At 64.5% G+C, this 18,236-nt stretch carries 18 protein-coding genes; 9 read left to right on the top strand and 9 right to left on the bottom strand.

What is annotated here, in order from left to right; all coding sequences use genetic code 11:
- Positions 1-3 precede the first annotated feature (3 nt).
- The 4 genes from AC07NK_RS13945 to AC07NK_RS13960 form a co-directional block, all read right to left on the bottom strand.
- Positions 4-2,148: a TonB-dependent siderophore receptor gene (locus AC07NK_RS13945; RefSeq protein WP_495171204.1), complete on the bottom strand. Its 2,145-nt coding sequence runs from the start codon at positions 2,146-2,148 to the stop codon at positions 4-6.
- Positions 2,149-2,260: 112 nt separating this feature from the next.
- Positions 2,261-2,740 (bottom strand): GreA/GreB family elongation factor, encoded by a 480-nt coding sequence (locus AC07NK_RS13950; RefSeq protein WP_495171567.1) that lies wholly within the window; start codon positions 2,738-2,740, stop codon positions 2,261-2,263.
- Between the two features lie 2 nt (positions 2,741-2,742).
- A complete protein-coding gene (locus tag AC07NK_RS13955; protein ID WP_495171205.1) occupies positions 2,743-3,156 on the bottom strand; it encodes a GNAT family acetyltransferase in 414 nt (137 codons plus the stop codon).
- A 1-nt stretch (position 3,157) separates the two neighbouring features.
- Positions 3,158-5,170 (bottom strand): lytic transglycosylase domain-containing protein, encoded by a 2,013-nt coding sequence (locus AC07NK_RS13960; RefSeq protein ID WP_495171206.1) that lies wholly within the window; start codon positions 5,168-5,170, stop codon positions 3,158-3,160.
- Positions 5,171-5,241: 71 nt separating this feature from the next.
- Between AC07NK_RS13960 and dapA the strand changes: the two genes are divergently transcribed.
- The 6 genes from dapA (at position 5,242) to AC07NK_RS13990 (ending at position 12,186) form a co-directional block, all read left to right on the top strand.
- On the top strand, positions 5,242-6,123 hold the full coding sequence (dapA, locus tag AC07NK_RS13965) for a 4-hydroxy-tetrahydrodipicolinate synthase (protein WP_495171568.1): 882 nt from the start codon (positions 5,242-5,244) through the stop codon (positions 6,121-6,123).
- Between the two features lie 49 nt (positions 6,124-6,172).
- Positions 6,173-6,655 (top strand): SsrA-binding protein SmpB, encoded by a 483-nt coding sequence (gene smpB / locus AC07NK_RS13970; protein WP_495171207.1) that lies wholly within the window; start codon positions 6,173-6,175, stop codon positions 6,653-6,655.
- 43 nt (positions 6,656-6,698) lie between these two features.
- Positions 6,699-7,214, top strand: a complete 516-nt coding sequence (locus AC07NK_RS13975) for a DUF2062 domain-containing protein (RefSeq protein WP_495171208.1) — start codon at positions 6,699-6,701, stop codon at positions 7,212-7,214.
- A 77-nt stretch (positions 7,215-7,291) separates the two neighbouring features.
- Positions 7,292-9,349, top strand: coding sequence for a M13 family metallopeptidase (locus AC07NK_RS13980; RefSeq protein WP_495171209.1), 2,058 nt, complete (start codon positions 7,292-7,294; stop codon positions 9,347-9,349).
- A gap of 63 nt (positions 9,350-9,412) precedes the next feature.
- Positions 9,413-11,794 (top strand): response regulator, encoded by a 2,382-nt coding sequence (locus AC07NK_RS13985; RefSeq protein WP_495171210.1) that lies wholly within the window; start codon positions 9,413-9,415, stop codon positions 11,792-11,794.
- 41 nt (positions 11,795-11,835) lie between these two features.
- Positions 11,836-12,186 (top strand): response regulator, encoded by a 351-nt coding sequence (locus tag AC07NK_RS13990; protein WP_495171211.1) that lies wholly within the window; start codon positions 11,836-11,838, stop codon positions 12,184-12,186.
- On the opposite strand, the gene AC07NK_RS13995 is transcribed toward AC07NK_RS13990, so the two are convergent.
- The 5 genes from AC07NK_RS13995 to AC07NK_RS14015 form a co-directional block, all read right to left on the bottom strand.
- Complete coding sequence (locus tag AC07NK_RS13995; protein ID WP_495171212.1) at positions 12,183-12,701, bottom strand: phosphoribosyltransferase; 519 nt, start codon at positions 12,699-12,701, stop codon at positions 12,183-12,185. The two genes, AC07NK_RS13990 and AC07NK_RS13995, sit on opposite strands and share 4 nt — an antisense overlap.
- Positions 12,701-13,717, bottom strand: coding sequence for an adenosine deaminase (locus tag AC07NK_RS14000; protein ID WP_495171213.1), 1,017 nt, complete (start codon positions 13,715-13,717; stop codon positions 12,701-12,703). The genes AC07NK_RS13995 and AC07NK_RS14000 overlap by 1 nt, the downstream gene beginning before the upstream one ends.
- A 40-nt stretch (positions 13,718-13,757) precedes the next feature.
- Positions 13,758-14,453 carry a class I SAM-dependent methyltransferase gene (locus AC07NK_RS14005; protein WP_495171214.1) on the bottom strand — a complete coding sequence of 232 codons (696 nt, stop codon included), beginning with the start codon at positions 14,451-14,453 and terminating at the stop codon, positions 13,758-13,760.
- A complete protein-coding gene (locus tag AC07NK_RS14010) occupies positions 14,443-14,907 on the bottom strand; it encodes an Rrf2 family transcriptional regulator (RefSeq protein WP_495171215.1) in 465 nt (154 codons plus the stop codon). The genes AC07NK_RS14005 and AC07NK_RS14010 overlap by 11 nt, the downstream gene beginning before the upstream one ends.
- Positions 14,908-15,123: 216 nt before the next feature.
- Positions 15,124-15,681: a DNA-3-methyladenine glycosylase I gene (locus AC07NK_RS14015; RefSeq protein WP_495171216.1), complete on the bottom strand. Its 558-nt coding sequence runs from the start codon at positions 15,679-15,681 to the stop codon at positions 15,124-15,126.
- 142 nt (positions 15,682-15,823) lie between these two features.
- On the opposite strand from AC07NK_RS14015, the gene recA reads away from it, so the two are divergent.
- The 3 genes from recA to map all read left to right on the top strand — a co-directional run bounded on the left by recA (position 15,824) and on the right by map (position 18,100).
- On the top strand, positions 15,824-16,900 hold the full coding sequence (gene recA, locus AC07NK_RS14020) for a recombinase RecA (RefSeq protein WP_495171217.1): 1,077 nt from the start codon (positions 15,824-15,826) through the stop codon (positions 16,898-16,900).
- A 218-nt stretch (positions 16,901-17,118) separates the two neighbouring features.
- A complete protein-coding gene (locus tag AC07NK_RS14025) occupies positions 17,119-17,325 on the top strand; it encodes a ParD-like family protein (RefSeq protein WP_495171218.1) in 207 nt (68 codons plus the stop codon).
- 1 nt (position 17,326) lies between these two features.
- Positions 17,327-18,100 (top strand): type I methionyl aminopeptidase, encoded by a 774-nt coding sequence (map, locus tag AC07NK_RS14030; RefSeq protein WP_495171219.1) that lies wholly within the window; start codon positions 17,327-17,329, stop codon positions 18,098-18,100.
- Positions 18,101-18,236: the final 136 nt, after the last annotated feature.

The following is an 18,236-nucleotide window of genomic DNA, read 5'->3' on the forward strand; positions in this document are numbered from 1 at the left end:
CGATCAGAAGCCGAGGCGCAGTGTCGCGCGGACATTGCGCGGTTCGCCATAGACATAGCCGGCGAACCAGAGATTGTTGTTGAAGTAGCGCTTGTCGAACAGATTGTTGACGTTGAGCTGAAGCGAGACATTGTCGTTCAGCTTGTAGCGCGCCATGCCGTTGACCAGCAGATAGGCGGGCTGGCCGACATTCTCGCGCAGCTTGGTGGCGGGGTTCACGCCGGTCTTGGGCGGTTCGCTTTCCCAGCGCAGCGACCCGCCAAGGCTGAACCCGTCGAGCATCCCGCTGAAATCATAGCGGGTGGACATGCGCAGAATGCGGCGGGGGTGATGTTGCTGCACCTGTTCGCCATTGGCGTCCTTGGCGCGGAAGGCGCTCCAGCCGAGGCTCAGGTCCCAGCCGCTGAGGATCTTGCCTGCGAGTTCGGCTTCATAGCCCTCGGATACGGTGCCGCGTGCAGGACGCATCGCCGGATTGGTGGTGCCGGGGACGAAGAACCCTTCATCGACCACCGCGAAATTGTCCTGTTCGATGCGGAAGATCGCGGCTGAGGCGCGGAGCCGTCCGTTCATCCACTCGCCCTTGAGTCCGCCTTCATAGGCATTGCCGACGATCGGGGGCAGGTAGTTGCCGTTGCGATCCTTGCTATCCTGCGGATTGAAGATGCTGGTGAAGCTCGCATAGGCGGAGATGTTGCCGGTCACGTCGTACACTAGGCCAGCATAGGGCGTCACGCGACCCTTATGGCTGATGGTGTAGGGGGCCGCCGTGTAGAGCGCGACTTCCTCGTTGCGTTCCCACCAGCTGACACGCGCGCCAGCGATGAGCTTGAGCGGGTCGAGCAGTTGGAGGCGGGCCGCGCCGTAAACGGCATATTGCTCGGTCGTGCCGAAGCCGCTCATCCGGTAGCGATTGCCCCAGCGCGGCTCGGCGTACTTGCTGCCGTCCCACAGGTTGAAATTGCCGATCGGGGCGACTGTGGCCGGATCGGGATCGCGGTTGGTCCAGCCGTTGGACAAATGGCGATAGTTTCCGCCCACGATCACCTCGTGCTCGCGTCCGAACAGGTCGAAATTGCCACGCGTCGAGATGCTTGCGTTCCACTGCTTGGGACGCGTTTCGTACCAATAGCCCTCGGCGGTGATGCCGATGCCGGTGACGCGATCGGGATAGCCGCCGGTCCAGAGCAGCTTCGACTCCTCGAATTGCTCATGATAGCTGACATCGGCGCGGAGCGACCATCTGTTGCCCAAGCGCTGCTCGATCGTCACGAACGCGGTCTTCTCGGTCGTGTCCCACAGGTTCCAGCCGGCGCCGGTGGTCTTGGAGCGTGGCCAGTTGGTGCGCGTGCCATCGGCATACCAATAGGGCAGCTGGCCCCAGAGCGTGCCGTCGCGCTCGTCGCGCTGATAGCTCGCGCCGATGCTGAGACGCGTGTTGGCACCGAGATCGGCGTCGATCACGCCATAGAACAGGTACCCCTTCGACTTCTCGATATCGACGAACGAATCCTGCCGGTAATATTGCGCGACGAACCGGCCGCGCACCGATCCGTCGGCGGTGAGCGGTACGGTGATGTCGCCGGTTGCGGCAAAACGGTTCCACGACCCACCTTCAAGGTCGAGCGAGCCAGTCAGTTCGTGCGAGGTGGCGTGTTTGCGGACCAGGTTGATCGTCGCGGACGGCTCGCCGGCCCCTTGCAACAGGCCGTTGGCGCCACGGATCACCTCGATCCGTTCGAACGTGGCGCTGCTGTTCTTCTCCAGCCCGATATTGCCTGTGACGAAGGGCGCGCCGTCGAGCTGGTAGTTGGTAATGTCGAACCCGCGCGCCGCCAGCGTGTTGCGGGCACGGTCGACTGCCTTGACCGAGATGCCGGTCGTGTAGCCGAGCGCGTCGCCGACATTGGCCGCTGCCTGATCCTCGAGCTGCTCACGGGTGATGATGCTGATCGACTGCGGGGTCTGACGCGGGGAAAGGTCGAGCCCGGTAGCAAGGGTATTCTTCTCCTCGCCACGGCCATAGACGACGATCTCTTCGGACTTTTGCGCCTCGTCCGCCGGCGGCTCCTCATGCGCCGCAAGTGCGGTCGTCGGCAGGATCAGCGTCAGCGCGGCGGTAGCCAGCAAGCCGTAGGTCGTCTTCATGGAAATCCCCTGTACTGCGTGCCGCCTTATGGTCGCCGGACAGGGCGGGCAGCGCGTTGCGCGTGCCCTGAGCATGATCGATATTGCGAGTCAATCTTAATTGCAAATAGCGCTAACCGGGGTAGCTGATCTCCATCACTTCATATTCCTTTTCGCCCGCGGGAAGCATCACGCGGCGCAGGTCGCCGATCGCGGCGCCGCGCAGCGCGCGGGCGAGGGGAGCGTTCCAGCCGACCAACCCCTTGCCGGCGTCGGCCTCGTCATCGCCGACGAAGGTGAGGGTCCGGTGGTTGTCGTCCTCGTCCGCGATGGTCGCGGTAGCGCCGAACCAGATGCGGCTGCGGTCCTCCTGACGGGAGGGGTCAACCACCTTGGCCGCCTTCATCCGCTTCGACAGCCAGCCAAGCCGCCGGTCGATCTCGCGCAGCCGCTTGCGGCCGTAGATGTAATCGCCGTTCTCGGAGCGGTCGCCATTTCCGGCGGCCCAGGCGATCGTGTCGACCAGCTTGGGGCGCTCACCGCCGAACAGCGCGTCATACTCGGCCTTGAGCGCCGAATAGCCTGCTAGGGTGATGTAGTTGGGGCGGTCCATGCTCAAAGAAGGCGACCCATGCTGATGATTGGCTCCTCGCCATAGCCCATGCGTGCCCAGAAACGGGCGGCTTCGTCGTTGCCGCTGCGTACCTGAAGATTGACCTTGGTACAGCCCTTTGCCGTCAGCTTCTTCTCGGCGGCGCGGACCAGCCTGGTGCCGATCCCGCAATGCCGGGCATTGGGGTGCACGGCGAGCTTGTAGAGCCAGCCGCGATGCCCGTCATAACCGGCAAGGATCGTACCCAGCACGCGGCCGCTTTCGGTCGCAACCAGAAACAGATCGCGCTGGACGGCAAGCTTCTGAGGAATCGCGACCACGGCATGGCTGTGCGGCGGATCTTCGGGGAAGACCGCCCGCCACAATGCATCGACTTCCTCGAACTGCGCTTCGTCGTACGGAATGACCTCGATCACGTCAGCCCGGTCGATTCTTGCCCAGATACCAGCTCAGATGCGCCGGGCCGCGCGAACGGGCATAATTCGGGTGCAGCAGGTCATAGACCACCGCATTTTCGAGCACGCGCTGGACATAATTCTTGGTTTCGAAGATCGGGATCGCCTCGACCCAGTCGATCACCTCGATGGCGCCGGTGCGTGGATCGCCATTGGCGCGCAGCCATTTGTTCACATTGCCCGGACCGGCATTATACGCGGCGACCGCGAGCGGGTAGTTGCCGCCATAATAGCTCAGCATCCGCTGGAAATAGCTCGAGCCGAGACGGATATTGTAATCCGTGTCCACCGTCAGCGAGGACATGTTGTAGCCTAGGCCGAGCTTTCCAGCGGTCTCGCGCGCAGTGCCGGGCATCAGCTGCATCAGCCCGCGCGCGCCGGCATGGCTCACCGCTTGCTTGTCGAACTGGCTCTCCTGCCGCGCGATCGCGTGGATGATTGTGAAATAGCCTTCCTCGCCCTGCGGCACGCGGACCGAGGGATAGCCGGCAACGGTATAGTCGCTGAGGCCGTTGAGCAGCGCGCTGCGGCCGACCATCACGCCAAGGTCGGGACGGCCGATGCTGCGCGACAGCTCGCTGGCGAGGACGTGATCTTCGGCGCTGGTGGCGTCGGCGGCGATCTGGCGCAGGAACAGGCTCTGATCCTGCCAGCGGCCGAGCGTGCCGAGCAGCCGCGCGGCCTGAACCACTTCGCGATTATAGAAGGCGGTGCGTGCGCCGGACGAGGCACGGGTCCCGTCGAAGGAGGGCGGGGCGCGCAACGCGCGGCTCGTCCGTTCGGCGGCGAGCTGACCGTAATAGAGGTCGGAGAAGGCGGCGGCCCGCTCGTAATAGCCCTGCGCAGCGGCCTGTTGCCCGGCGGCCTCGGCCGCACGGCCAGCCCAGTAAAGACCCTTGGACTGAGTCGTGGGCGTACGGCTGCCGCGCGAGTAACGGTCGAACATCATCACCGCGTCGGCGGGCCGGCGCAGCTTCTGCATCGCAACGTTGCCGGCGAGCCAGACGAGGCTGGTGTAATCGTCACGAATGCCCAGCCCCATCGCGGCGACATCGGCGCCGGGAGGCAGGGCATCGTCGACCTGGTTCGCGATGGCATAGGCGAGGCTGTACTGACCATCACTCTCCGCGGCGCGGGCGTTGACGAGGAGAACTTCGTACCATTTTTCGACATTGCCGGGCAGCGCGGTAAGGCTGCGCTGGCGGGCGAGGAACGAGCGGGCCGAGCCGCTGGCGCCATTGTTGCGGAACCACATCGCGCGATCGGCGATGTAGCCGGGGTCGCGTGAGCCCGATGCCTCAGCCGCGGCCGCCTTGTCCTGCGCATCCGGCCAGTTGCTCCGCATCGACAGCCGCGCGTCGAACAGCGGCCGGTTCTGGGGCGAAGTGAAGTTGATCTGTCGCGCGGCGGCGGTGCGGCCATCCTGCCAGAGCAGCGCGTCCATGCGCGCGTCGTGATCCGCCGGAGTCAGCGCACCGGGGAAGCCCGACAGGATAGCGCTCTCGTCGCCCGGGCGAAGCGCGCCGTTGCGCCATGCCCGGCGGGCCTGCTCGTTCGCCTCGGCACGGCGGCCCGAAGCGGCAAGTGCCTCGGCATAGCGGACGCGGCCAGCGGCGGTCGCAGGCGGAAAACGCTCAAAGAAACGGATGACGAGCGAAGGTGCCTCCGCTCCCGAACCCAGCGAGGTCTCCGCAGCGGCGCGGCGGCTGGTCTCCCCCGGCCAGCCGGGATGCGCGAGCATGAAGTTCGCATAGTCGCTGAACGGCCAGCGATCCGACTGCTGAAGCCGTTTCCACTGGTCGAGGTTATACTGAAGCCCCGAGCTTGCCGGAGCCGAATATTGCGGCGGCGACGCGGTCAGCCCCGCGACCTGAACGCGTGCGCGCTCCAACCCGTCCTGCACGACCTGTGAAGAGACCGCGACACCCGATACGCCGGCGAGCAGAAGCCCGCTCTTGAACAAAGAGGCAAGCATCTGGACATGATACGCAACCGACGCCTATTGGCCACCCCGAAATTCGGAAAAATTGGGGCTTTTTGGCGCATATGTTCACCGGTTCGATCCCCGCCCTGATCACGCCCTTCCGTAACGGCGACTTCGCCGAGGACGTGTTCCGCGATTTCGTCGAGTGGCAGATTGCCGAAGGCTCGTCGGCCTTGGTTCCGGTCGGCACTACCGGTGAGGCCGCGACGCTGAGCAAAGACGAGCATTTCGAGGTTGTCCGCGTGTGTGCGGATCAGGTGCGCGGACGCATTCCAGTGATTGCGGGCACCGGCTCCAACGACACCCGCGTCGCGATCGGCAACGTGAAGGCCGCGAAGGAAGCCGGCGCCGACGCGGTGCTGATGGTCCCGCCCTATTACAACCGGCCGAGCCAGGAAGGCATCTTCCGCCATTTCGAAGCGGTCGCCGCGGAATGCGAACTGCCGATCATCCTCTACAACGTGCCCGGCCGTACGGTGACCGACATCCAGCCCGAGACGGTGATCCGCATCGTTCAGGCCTTCCCGGGCAAGTTCGTCGCGATCAAGGATGCGACCGGAGATCTCACGCGCGTGTCGAAGCACCGCGCCGCGCTGCGGGCGAACTTTGCCCAGCTTTCGGGTAACGACGAAACCGCACTGGCATTCAACGCGATGGGCGGCGTGGGGTGCATTTCGGTCGCCGCCAATGTCGCGCCAAAGTTGTGCGCGCAGTTCCAGGCAGCCTGGGCCGAGGGTGACACCGCGCTGGCACTGGCGCTGCATGACCGGCTGTTCGCGCTGCATCTGGCGCTATTCACCGACGCCTCGCCGGGCCCGGTCAAATACGCGGTTAACAAGCTGCGTCCCGAGATTTCCGCCGAGCTGCGGCTGCCGATGGTCGCGCCGAACGAGGCGAGCAAGGCCGCGGTGGATGCGGCGATGAAGGCCGCCGGGATTATCTGAAGCCGTCCGCTTCCCTTTATTCGCGCGCGGGCTTACATCGCCCGTCCTTATGGCCCGCCCGCGTCCCACCGAATTCGACAAGAAGAAGATCGTCGCCGAGAATCGGAAGGCGCGCTTCGAGTATTTTATCGAGGACGTGTTCGAAGCCGGGATCGCGCTTCAGGGCACCGAGGTGAAGTCGCTGCGCTTCGGCGAAGGGTCGATCGCGGAAAGCTATGCCGAGATTCGCAACGAGCAGGCATGGCTGGTCAACGCCAACATCCCCGAATTCAGTCACGGCAACCGCTTCAACCACGAACCGAAGCGTCCCCGTAAATTGCTCCTTCATCTGCGGCAGATAGAGAAGCTGCACGGCGCGGTAGCGCGCGAGGGGATGACCCTCGTGCCGCTGTCGATCTACTTCAACTCGCGCGGTCGCGCGAAAGTGGAGCTGGCGCTGGCGAAGGGCAAGAAGACTCACGACAAGCGCGAGTCGATCAAGGAGCGTGACTGGAAGCGTGAACAGGGAAGGATCCTCCGCGACCGTGGTTAAGCGGACCTTCTGGGACCGGGTACGGGCATGGGCGGATCGCAACATGCCAACTCGCGAGAGCCTGGAGGCGAACCGCTTCCTGCGTCCTGTGGCGCATCGCGTGCTGGCACCGGAGCTGTGGCGCTTCACCCGCCGGTCGGTGCCGCGCGGCGTCGCATTGGGGATGGTGACGGGGATCATGATCCCGGTCGCGCAGATCTTCTTCTCTGCGCTGCTGGCGCTGCCGTTCCGGGCCAATATCCCGGTGGCGTCGCTAACGACCTTTCTCACCAACCCGTTCACGACGCCGCCGCTCTGGGCGTTCGCCTATTGGATCGGGCGCAAGATCCTGCATTTCGACGCGACCGTGCCGGGCCAGCCGATCGCGACCCATGTCGCCAATGACAGCTGGCTGAACTGGCTTTGGTCGGAGGCGGGGCCGGCGCTGATCACCGGGCTGGTGACGATCACGATCATTTCGTCGATCCTCGGTTATATCATCAGCGCGGTGGGCTGGCGGCTGCGGATCGCGAACAAATGGCGCAAGCGGAAGAAGGAACGCGCCACCACCGGCAGTTGAGCGCGGTAACATCCGAGACTTGATCCGCCGTATCATCGGCGTAAGACACGCGCATCCCGACTCCTGCCCATAGGTGGATGATGCGTCTTTTCGTTACTTCCGTTCTTCTCGCCGGCACCGCGATCGTGGGGGCGTCGACCGCGCTGGTCGCGCGTGAGCCCGCCGCACCCGCACCCACCGCTGAAACCGGCTCGAAGCCGCAGCTCGGCAGCTTCGGCTTCGATGCCAAGGGCATGGACAAGACGGTTGCCCCCGGCGACGATTTCTACGGCTTTGCCAACGGCGCCTGGGCAAAGAGCACCGCAATCCCGGCGGACAAGTCCAATTACGGCATGTTCACTGTGCTCGACGACCTGTCGAAGCAGCGGGTGCGCGAGATCCTCGACGCGGTGAAGGGCGATGCGAACAGCGCAATCGGCCGCGCCTATACGAGCTACCTCGACACCGCGACGGTCGAGTATCGCGGCCTCGCGCCGATCCAGCCCTGGCTGACCCGGGTCAAGGCGCTCGACAGCAAGGCCGGCTATTCGGCGCTGGTCGTCGAAGCAGCGAAGATGGGCATCAGCGGCCCGTTCGGCGCCTATGTCGGGCAGGACGACAAGCATCCCGAGAATTACATCTTTACCATCTATCAGGGCGGCACCGGGCTGCCTGACCGTGACATGTATCTGGTCGACAACCCCAAGATGGCATCGATCCGTACGGCCTATGTCGCGCACCTCGCCAAGATGCTGACGCTGGCGGGTGAGGACAATGCCGAGGCGCGCGCCAAGGCGGTGATGGAGCTGGAGACCCAGATCGCCAAGGTCCAGTGGACCCGCGAGGACGCGTCGGATGCGGTCAAGGGCTACAACAAGTTCACGCTGGCGCAGACCGCGCAATTCTCGAGCCCGGCGCTGGACATGCCGGCGATGCTCAAGGCGATCAGCCCGAAGATCACCGACGTGCTGATCGGCCAGCCAAGCGCGGTGAAGGGCACTGCGGACATCCTCGACAAGGCGCCGATCGCGGTGCTCAAGGATCAGATGCTGCTGCGCAGCCTGGGCGGGCTCGCCAACTATCTGCCCGATTCGGTCGCGAATGAGAATTTCGCGTTCTTCGGCACCACCTTGCAGGGCACCCCGCAGCGTGAGGAGCGCTGGAAGCGCGGGGTGAGCTTCACCGAGGGTGCGCTGGGTGAGGAAGTCGGCAAGATCTACGCCGCGCGCTATTTCCCGCCCGAGTACAAGGCGGAGATGAACAAGCTGGTCGCCAACGTGCTCGACGCGATGGGCCGGCGGATCGACTCGCTTGAGTGGATGCAGCCCAAGACCAAGGCGCGCGCCAAGGCGAAGCTCAAGAACTTCACCGTCAAGGTCGGCTATCCCGACCGCTGGCGCGACTATGCCGGGCTCGAGATCAAGAATGACGATCTGTTCGGCAACGCGGTTCGCTCCAACCAGTTCGACTTCCAGTTCATGATCGACAAGCTGGGCGGCCCGGTGCGCAAGTGGGAATGGGGGATGCTGCCCCAGACCATCAACGCCTATGCCAATTTCGGCATGATGGAAGTGGTGTTCCCAGCCGCGATCCTGCAGCCGCCCTTCTTCGATCCCAAGGCTGATCCGGCGGTCAACTATGGCGGGATCGGTGCGGTGATCGGGCACGAGATCAGCCATCACTTCGACGATCAGGGCGCCAAGTATAACGAGAAGGGTGAGCTGTCCGACTGGTGGACGCCGGCCGATACCAAGGCGTTCGAAGTGGCGAGCAAGGCGCTGGTCGCCCAGTATGATGCCTATGAGGCACTGCCGGGTGAGCATGTGAAGGGCGAGTTCACGCTGGGTGAGAATATCGGCGATCTCGCCGGCCTCACCATTGCGTACGACGCCTATCAGCATTCGCTGGGCGGCAAGAAGCCGGCGGTGATTGACGGCTTCAGCGGTGACCAGCGCTTCTATCTGGGCTGGGCGCAGATCTGGCGGCGCAATTATCGCGAGGCCAATCTGCGCGCGCGTTTGCTGACCGATCCGCATAGCCCGTCGATCCAGCGCGCCTGGGTCGTCCGCAACCTCGACCCCTGGTATGGTGCGTTCGGCGCCAAGGACGGGCAGAAGCTGTACCTCGCCCCGGCGAAGCGCGTCCGCATCTGGTGAGCGTTGCGTCTCCGGTCGGCGCTGAACGCTTGACCGGAGCGCAGGGGGGCGGGAAAGGAAGCGATGGCCTCCGCACCCTTTGCTGACGATCCCCGTTCCGCCGCCGCGCCGCTGATCATCGCGATCGCGGCGGGCGCGGCGGCAGCGGGGATTGTGCTGTTCCTGACCGGATCGGTCATGGTCGCGGCCGGGTTCCTCGCGGCGGCGCTGGCCATTGCCGGCGTGGTGTACCTCGTCGCGCGGCTATGGCCCGCGGCGAAGGAGGAAGAGCCGGCGGTCGACTGGTCGGTCGCGCACACGCTCGCCTCGATGAGCAGCGACGCGCTCGCGGTGACCGACCGTGCCGGCCGTCTGGTCTGCGCCAACGATCGCTTCGGGGCGTTCTTCCCGACCTATCCCGCGCCGCCGGGCGTAGTGCCGGGCGAATGGGCCTCGGCGCAGCTCGGCACGGCCGGGCGAACGGCGTGGCGCGATGGACAGGCGTCGAGCGGCGCGTTCGATGCGGCAGGCACCAAGCTGACCGCGCACATCACCCGCGTCGGGGATTCGATGCTGGTGTGGCGCTTCGCCGGGACCGATGTCGTCGACCTCGCCAAGCAGGCGCAAGCGCTGGTCGCAGGCCATTCGGGCGATCGCCTCGGCAGCGCGGGGATCATGATGGCGCTGCTCGGCGCCGATGGCCGCGTCCGCGCCGCCAACCGCGTCGTGCGCCAGCGCGCGATGGGCGACGAGAATGCCATGATCGAAGGGCGCGACTTCACCCGCTTCCTGATCACCGACAATCTCGGCATCGTTCGTTTCGAGCGCGAGGGTCTGTCGGGTACGCCGCTGCGCGTGCTCGAGATCCCGTTTCTCGACGGGGACAATGCGCCGATGCTGGTGGCGCTGCTCGATGATGAGCTGGCGATCCCGCAGCCGGCGATCGGCGACACCGCAGGCGCGCATGTCCGCTCGCTGATCTCGCTCCTGCCCTCGGGCATTGCGCTGGTCGGTGGGGACGGGCGGTTCGTGCATATGAACGACGCGTTTGTCCGCGCCGCGCATGTCAATTCCGCCAACCCGCCGCTCTATCCGGGCGATCTGGTGGTGCGCGAGGACAAGGGCGCGCTTGCCGACGCGATCCGCCGCTTCGCCAGCGGCGCGGCGCATTCGGTCGACATGACCGTGCGCTTCGCCGAGGCCCCCGATGAGGGCGTCGCGATCTCGATCGCCGCCGCGCGGGGCCTTGGCGAGGCAGCGGTGCTGCTCAGCCTGCGCGACGCGGGCGAGGAGGGCCGGCTCAAGCGGCAGGTGGCGCAGGCGACCAAGATGCAGGCGGTTGGCCAGCTCGCCGGCGGCGTTGCGCACGACTTCAACAACATCCTGACCGCGGTGATCGGCCATTGCGACCTGATGCTGATGCGCCACGCGCCGGGCGACAGCGACTATGACGATATCCAGCAGATCCTGATCAACTCCAACCGCGCCGCCGCACTGACCCGCCAGCTGCTGGCCTTCTCGCGCCAGCAGACGCTGCGGCCGCAGGTGCTGCAGCTGCCCGACGTCATCTCTGAAGTCTCCAACCTCCTGAAACGCCTGCTTGGCGAGACCGTCGAACTGGTGGTCAACCACGGCCGCAACCTCGGCCCGGTCCGCGCCGATCCGGGGCAGCTCGAGCAGGTCGTGGTCAACCTCGCCGTCAACGCGCGCGACGCGATGCTGACCAAAAACCCTAGCGGCGGCGGCACCCTCACCCTCGAGACCTTCAACGTCCCCGCGCATGAAGTGCGCGCGATGGACGAGGATGTGCTTCCGGTCGGCGACTATACCGCGCTGCGGGTCGCAGACACCGGTACGGGCATTTCCGCAGACGCACTGGCGCATATCTGGGAGCCCTTCTTCACCACCAAGGAAGTGGGGAAGGGGACCGGCCTTGGGCTGTCGACCGTCTACGGCATCATCAAACAGTCGGGCGGGTTCATTTTCGCCGAAAGTCCCAAGGGCCAGGGCGCGGTCTTCACCATCTATCTCCCCGTCGACGCCGTGGGGGATGCTGCGACCAAGGCGCCGGTTGCCAAGCCCGTGCAGGGCGATTTGTGGGGCACCGGTACCGTGCTGGTGGTCGAGGATGAAGCGATGGTGCGTGCGGTTGCCGAGCGTGCGCTGGCGCGGCAGGGCTATACCGTGCTGACCGCCGAGAATGGCGAGGCCGCGCTCGAGTTGCTCGAGACGAGCGCAAAGCCCGACCTGCTGATCTCCGACGTCGTGATGCCGACGATGGACGGTCCGACGATGGTCCGCCATGCGCGCAAACGCTATCCCGACCTCAAGATCATCTTCATGTCGGGCTATGCCGAAGAGCAGCTGCGCAAGTCGATCGATCTCGACAATGTCGCCTTTCTGCCCAAACCCTTTTCGGTCCAGCAACTTGCGGAAGCCGCACGCGCCGCGCTGACCGCGAAATAAGTGTTTGGTGGCAATCAATTTTCTCAGCTAGATCGCAAACAATGACCGTACATGGCCGTATCCTTATCGTCGAAGACGAGCCGCTGATCGCGATGATGCTCGAGGATTTCCTCGATATCCTCGGCAGGCAGGTCGCCGGCGTTGCCGACAGCGTATCGACCGCGCTGCCGCTGGTGGCGGCGGGCGGGATCGATGCGGCGATCGTCGACGTGAACCTCAGTGGTGGTGAGAAATGCTGGCCGGTTGCCGATGCGCTCGCGGCGGCGGGGATTCCGTTCATGGTCTCGACGGGCGGTGGCGATGATATGATCGCCGACGGCCACAAGCATCGCCCGATCCTCGCCAAGCCCTTTACGATGGACGCGATCGAGCAGGCGCTGGCCAAGCTTTAGGCAATCCGGCCGGGCATTTCCTCTGCGTCGGCGGCGATCGAAGCGGCCGGTGCGACGGCTTCCCACGGAAACACGAACCAGTCCTTGGTCACGCTGCGGTCGATCGCGCGAGCGGCATATTCGACGCGCTGGCTCGACGTCGCATTGTCGAGCAACGTCGCGAAGCGGATCGCGCCCGGCATCGCTCCCGCGTCGGCAAGCTTGGCGCGCAGCTTTGCGATCGTCGCGCCGCTGTCGTTGATGTCATCAAGGAACAACAGCTTCTCGCCCTCACGCGTCCGTTCGGCCAGCCGCTCGAGCGGTGCGTCGGCGAAGTCATGCACCCGCGAACTGTGATCGACCGACAGCATCGGCATGCCAGTGGCGTGGCTGAGGTAGACCGCCGGCGCGAGGCCGCCGCGGCCGATGCCGATGATGAAATCGGGCCGCCAGTCGCGATCGGCGTGAATCGCCGCGGCGATGGCGAGGACATCGGCGACGAACTGCTCGTGCGAGATCGGCGTGAAGACCGGCATCAGTTCGCCGCCACGAATGCGTCGAGCCGGGCGAGATGTGCCGCCTTGGCATCGTCATCGAGGAATGATCCGGTGAAGCTGTTGCGCGCCAGTGCTGCAAGTTCCGCCTTGCCGAGGCCACGTGCCGCGGCGACCGCGCGATAATTGTCGGCGACATAACCCCCGAAATAGGCGGGATCGTCCGAGTTGATCGTCGCGCGCAACCCTTCAGCCAGCATCCGGTCGATCGGGTGATTGGCCAGATCGTCGACCACGCATAATTTATGGTTGGAGAGCGGGCAGACGGTGAGCGTCATCCCCTCATCCGCCAGCCGCGCGACCAGCGCTGGATCCTCAAGGCTGCGGTTGCCATGGTCGAGCCTGTCGATCTGCAGCAGGTCCAGCGCTTGCCAGATATAGTCGGGCGGGCCTTCCTCGCCGGCATGGGCGACGCGCTTGAGGCCAAGGTCGCCCGCGGCGGCAAAAACGCGGGCGAACTTCTCCGGCGGATGTCCGACTTCGGACGAATCGAGCCCGACTCCTTCAATCCGGTCGAGCCAGGGATCGGCGGCCTTCAGCGTCGCGAACGCTGCCTCCTCATCCAGATGGCGCAGGAAGCACAGGATCAGTTTGGAACTGAGGCCATGCCGACCCTCCGCGTCACGCATCGCCGCAAACAACCCGTCGGCAACGACCTGAAACGGGATACCGCGATCGGTGTGCGTCTGCGGATCGAAGAAGATCTCGGTATGGACCACACCGTCTGCCGCGGCTCGGGCAAAATATGCGTCCGCGAGGTCGTAGAAATCCTGTTCGGTGCGTAGCACGTCCGCCCCGGCATAATAGATGTCCAGAAAGTCCTGCAGGCGGTTGAAGCTGTATGCCGCGCGCACCGCCTCGACGCTGTCGAACGGGATGGCGACCTTGTTCCGCTTCGCCAGCGCGAACATCAGCTCGGGCTCGAGGCTGCCCTCGATATGCAGATGCAGCTCGGCCTTGGGCAAGGCGGCGATGAAAGCGGAGAGATCATGGCTCATGGCTGCGCAGGATCGCGCGAACGGACGGGCAGGGCAAGCGTCAGGCGTACCCCACCCAGCCGCGCCAGGTGAAAGCGGCGTAGAAGAGCGTCACGTCGTCGAACCCTGCAGCGCGCAGCACCGCCTCATCCTGTTCGGGGGAGAGCATATTGACCGCCTTGCTGACCGCATCGCGCGCGCCATAGGCTTGTTCGGGAACCGCACCCGAGGCGATGGCGAAGGCGGCATAGCGATCGAGCCAGCGCTCCCGCGTTTCATCCTGCGGATAGCTGCCATGCGCGGCGACGAAGGGCGCGCCGGCCTTTAACCGTTCGCGGATCGCTGCGGCGGTGCGGGTGCGCTCCTCCACGCCGAGGAAGTGGAGCGTGAGCAGGCACACCGCGCCGTCGAACGGGCCGGGCGGGGCGTCATCGATATAGCCCTCGATCAGGTTCGCGCGGTGCGCATTCGGGCCGAGCATGCGCGCGGCGAGATCGAGCATCGCGCCCGCGGGGTCTACTCCGGTGAACCGCCAACCGGGATAGGCGGCGGCCAATGCCGTGAGTTCCAGCCCGCCGCCTGCGCCCAGTACGAGGATATGGGCATCGTCCGGCACATGCTCGGCGAGCAGAATGCCGGTCATGCGGTGAAGGTCCGAGAAACCCGGCACATAGCGCGGCGGGTTCTCGGCATAGTTGGCGACCGCTTGCGGGTCGGCGAACTTGTCGAGGAATTGCTGTTCGCCACTAGCGGCCATGGGGAGGAACCTTCTCGCAAGGGGTAGCGCGCGCGGCGAAGCGGGCACGGAAATCGGTGTCGAGATCGGCGAGCGTCACGCCGCGCAGCCGCTCGAGCAGCAGCGCCTCGGCGGCGTCGAACGTCTCGTCCAGCGCAGCGTTGACCGCCTGTTCGACCAGACATTGCGGCGCCTGCGACCGATTGCCGATCGCGAGCAGGGCAGGGCGCCCCAACGCTTCATAGACGTCGTGAAGGGTCAGTTCGTCGAGACGGCGGATGAGCGTCCAGCCACCACCATGCCCCTTTTCCGATCGCACATGGCCGCGCTCACGCAACCCGGCGAGGGTGCGGCGAATCACCGCGGGGTTGGTATCCATCGCCTTGGCGAGGGTCTCGGAGGGCACCGGCCCCTTGCTCTCGGCAAGGTGTAACAGGAGGTGGAGAACCCCCGAAAGGCGGCTGTCGCGAATCATGCAACATTAAATGTTACGTGAAATGGGTGAGGTCAAGTGCGATCGAAGCAGAGCGCATTCGGCTTCTCCCCGTTCTCTGTCACCCCGGCCTTGTGCCGGGGTCCACCGGGAAACAAGGGGTAAGCAAGAGGCTTCTCTCAGCCGGAAAGGCAAAGTGGACCCCGGCACAAGGCCGGGGTGACGGCTCTAGAGACCTAGGGGCCTTACTGGCGATCGCTACACCTGATCGCGACGAAAACAGTCGCTGGCGTGGTCGTTGACCATGCCGACCGCCTGCATCCAGGCATAGACGATCACCGGCCCTACAAATTTGAAGCCCTTCGCCTTGAGCGCTTTAGAGATCGCTTCGGAGGTTTCAGTTTTCGCGGGAACGGCCTCACCGTCGCCCTTCACGGTTGTGCCGCCGGCAAGCCCCCATGCCCAGTCGCCAAACCCCTCGCCCCGCTCGGCGAAGGCGAGATAGGCGCGGGCATTGCCGATCGTTGCCTCGATCTTGGCGCGGGCCCGAACGATCCCGGGGTCGGCCATCAGGCGTTCGACATCCGCCGGGCCGAACGCTGCGACCTTTGCGGGATCCCATCCGGCGAAGGCGGCATGAAACCCGGCGCGCTTCTTCAGGATCGTCGACCAGGACAGGCCAGCCTGGAAGCCCTCGAGCATCAGGGTTTCCCATAGCAGCCGTGAATCGCGGACGGGAACGCCCCATTCGGCGTCGTGATAGGCGGTGTCCAGCGGGTTGCTCTCCGCCCAGCGGCAGCGTGTCGGATCGGTCATTACGTTCCTCTGCAAGAATGAGAACAAAAAAAGATCGTTCTTCTCTTGTTCTGGTAGAACAAACGCTATACACAACCGACAACAATGTGATGACAGGCCTGTTGAAGGCTGGGCGTAAAGCCTCTAGCGACGGAGACTTCGGATGGCAGCTTCCCTCAAGGTGATCGACGGAAACATGGCGATTTCTTCGGATAAACAGAAGGCGCTCGACGCCGCACTCGCGCAGATCGACCGCGCGTTCGGCAAGGGCAGTGCAATGCGGCTCGGCTCGAAGGAGACGATGCAGGTCGAAGTGATCTCGACCGGTTCGCTCGGGCTCGACATCGCGCTGGGCGTCGGCGGCCTGCCGCGCGGCCGCGTGATTGAGGTTTATGGCCCCGAAAGCTCGGGCAAGACCACCTTGGCGCTGCACGTCATCGCCGAAGCGCAGCGCACGGGCGGCGTCGCTGCGTTCGTCGATGCGGAGCATGCGCTCGATCCGGTCTATGCCAAGAAGCTGGGCGTCAACATCGACGAGCTGATCGTCTCGCAGCCCGACACTGGCGAGCAGGCGCTGGAGATCGTCGATACGCTGGTGCGTTCGAATGCGATCGACGTGCTGGTGGTCGACTCGGTCGCAGCGCTGGTTCCCCGTGCGGAGATCGAGGGTGAGATGGGCGACAGCCATGTCGGCCTTCAGGCGCGCCTGATGTCGCAGTCGCTGCGCAAGCTGACCGGTTCGATCAGCCGCTCGCGCTGCATGGTGATCTTCATCAACCAGCTGCGCATGAAGATCGGCGTGATGTACGGCAACCCGGAAACCACGACCGGCGGCAACGCACTGAAATTCTACGCTTCGGTCCGCCTCGACATCCGCCGCACCGGCCAGATCAAGGACCGCGACGATATCGTCGGCAACGCGACCCGCGTGAAGGTGGTGAAGAACAAGGTCGCCCCACCGTTCAAGCAAGTCGAATTCGACATCATGTACGGTGAAGGCATCTCGAAGATCGGCGAAATCCTCGACCTCGGCGTCAAGGCGGGGCTGGTCGAAAAGGCGGGTGCCTGGTTCAGCTATGACAGCATCCGCATCGGGCAGGGGCGTGAAAACTCCAAGACCTTCCTCAAGGAGAATCCCGAGGTTTGCTCGCGGATCGAAGTCGCAATCCGTAACCGCACCGCGCAGGTCGCCGAAGAGATGATGACCGGTCCGGACGCCGAGGACGATGGCGAGGATTGATCGTACGCGCTGTGGGCAACGTTCGCTACTTTTGAGGTGAACAGCCCACGATGACAGGATTGGGCCGCGCCGTCTCGTGACGAACGGCGGCGGTCACGGGACTGGTTCCCATCGGAAGGTCCGGCGCCCCACGCGCCGGACCTTTCGGCTTTGGTGGATTGACCGACGAATATATGATTCGTATATATTTCGTATATTCATCAAGAGCCGAGGATCCTATGGGCATCGTGAAGATCGACGAGCAACTGCACGAGGAAATCCGCCGGGCCAGCGCCGTGATGTGCCGGTCCATCAATGCACAGGCGGAATTCTGGATGAAGATCGGCATGCTCGCCGAAGCCAGTCCGACGCTGTCCTTCAGCGATATCGTGAAGATGCAGCTTGCTGCGGCAGAGATTGGGGTCCCGGATGCAGTGGCAGCCTGAAATGGTAAAGACCCCCGACGAACTTGCGCTGATGCGCATTTCAGGCAAGCTGCTGGCGTCGGTGTTCGAGATGCTGGACGGGCAGCAGCTCGCCGGCATGTCGACGATGCAGGTCAACGATCTGGTCGAACGCTTCATCACGACCGACCTCGCGGCGCGCCCTGCGAGCAAGGGACAATACGGCTTCAAATATGTCCTGAACTGCTCGATCAATCACGTCGTCTGCCACGGCATTCCCGATGATGGGGCAATGATCCGCGACGGCGACATCATCAATCTCGATATCACGCTCGAGAAGAACGGCTTCATCGCGGATTCGAGCAAGACCTTTCTGGTCGGCGCCGTTTCGCCGGCGGCACGACGATTGGTGCGGGTTGCGCAAGAAGCGATGTGGAAGGGCATCGAACAGGTACGGCCGGGCGCATATCTGGGTGATATCGGCTTCGCGATCGAGCGCCATGCCAAGGGGAACGGCTATTCGGTCGTGCGCGACTATTGCGGGCACGGCATTGGCCGCGAGATGCATGAGGAACCATCAGTGCTCAACTTCGGGCGGCGAGGAACGGGCATGCAGCTCCGCGAGGGGATGGTCTTCACCATCGAACCGATGATCAATCAGGGCACCCGCAAGGTCTCGACACTGGACGACGAATGGACCGTGGTGACGAACGACGGCAAGCTTTCCGCGCAGTTCGAGCACACGGTTGCGGTCACCGGGACTGGCGTCGAGGTCCTGACGCTACGCCACGACGAGACACTGTCGCGCGGGGCATAATCCGCTGCCGCCGCGCTTTCATTCCCGCCAACCTGCAATGGGCAGCCATTGAACACGGTTAGCGATAGCCTCGTCTTTGCCTGATTTGCTGCTGGCCATCGGTGCCGGAACGACGCAGGTTCGGTGGATGTCAGCG

This window comes from Sphingomonas sp. GW821-FHT09B04 (genome assembly GCF_059418285.1).

Bases quoted from the DNA above. Each gene is read 5' to 3' on its own strand.
- dapA (WP_495171568.1), top strand. From the start codon at position 5,242: ATGTTCACCGGTTCGATCCCCGCCCTGATCACGCCCTTCCGTAACGGC.
- AC07NK_RS13945 (WP_495171204.1), bottom strand. From the start codon at position 2,148: ATGAAGACGACCTACGGCTTGCTGGCTACCGCCGCGCTGACGCTGATC.
- AC07NK_RS14025 (WP_495171218.1), top strand. From the start codon at position 17,119: ATGGGCATCGTGAAGATCGACGAGCAACTGCACGAGGAAATCCGCCGG.
- AC07NK_RS13990 (WP_495171211.1), top strand. From the start codon at position 11,836: ATGACCGTACATGGCCGTATCCTTATCGTCGAAGACGAGCCGCTGATC.
- AC07NK_RS13995 (WP_495171212.1), bottom strand. From the start codon at position 12,701: ATGCCGGTCTTCACGCCGATCTCGCACGAGCAGTTCGTCGCCGATGTC.
- AC07NK_RS14010 (WP_495171215.1), bottom strand. From the start codon at position 14,907: ATGATTCGCGACAGCCGCCTTTCGGGGGTTCTCCACCTCCTGTTACAC.
- AC07NK_RS13950 (WP_495171567.1), bottom strand. From the start codon at position 2,740: ATGGACCGCCCCAACTACATCACCCTAGCAGGCTATTCGGCGCTCAAG.
- map (WP_495171219.1), top strand. From the start codon at position 17,327: ATGGTAAAGACCCCCGACGAACTTGCGCTGATGCGCATTTCAGGCAAG.
- AC07NK_RS13980 (WP_495171209.1), top strand. From the start codon at position 7,292: ATGATGCGTCTTTTCGTTACTTCCGTTCTTCTCGCCGGCACCGCGATC.
- recA (WP_495171217.1), top strand. From the start codon at position 15,824: ATGGCAGCTTCCCTCAAGGTGATCGACGGAAACATGGCGATTTCTTCG.
- AC07NK_RS14000 (WP_495171213.1), bottom strand. From the start codon at position 13,717: ATGAGCCATGATCTCTCCGCTTTCATCGCCGCCTTGCCCAAGGCCGAG.
- AC07NK_RS14015 (WP_495171216.1), bottom strand. From the start codon at position 15,681: ATGACCGATCCGACACGCTGCCGCTGGGCGGAGAGCAACCCGCTGGAC.
- AC07NK_RS13960 (WP_495171206.1), bottom strand. From the start codon at position 5,170: ATGCTTGCCTCTTTGTTCAAGAGCGGGCTTCTGCTCGCCGGCGTATCG.
- AC07NK_RS14005 (WP_495171214.1), bottom strand. From the start codon at position 14,453: ATGGCCGCTAGTGGCGAACAGCAATTCCTCGACAAGTTCGCCGACCCG.
- smpB (WP_495171207.1), top strand. From the start codon at position 6,173: ATGGCCCGCCCGCGTCCCACCGAATTCGACAAGAAGAAGATCGTCGCC.
- AC07NK_RS13985 (WP_495171210.1), top strand. From the start codon at position 9,413: ATGGCCTCCGCACCCTTTGCTGACGATCCCCGTTCCGCCGCCGCGCCG.
- AC07NK_RS13975 (WP_495171208.1), top strand. From the start codon at position 6,699: ATGCCAACTCGCGAGAGCCTGGAGGCGAACCGCTTCCTGCGTCCTGTG.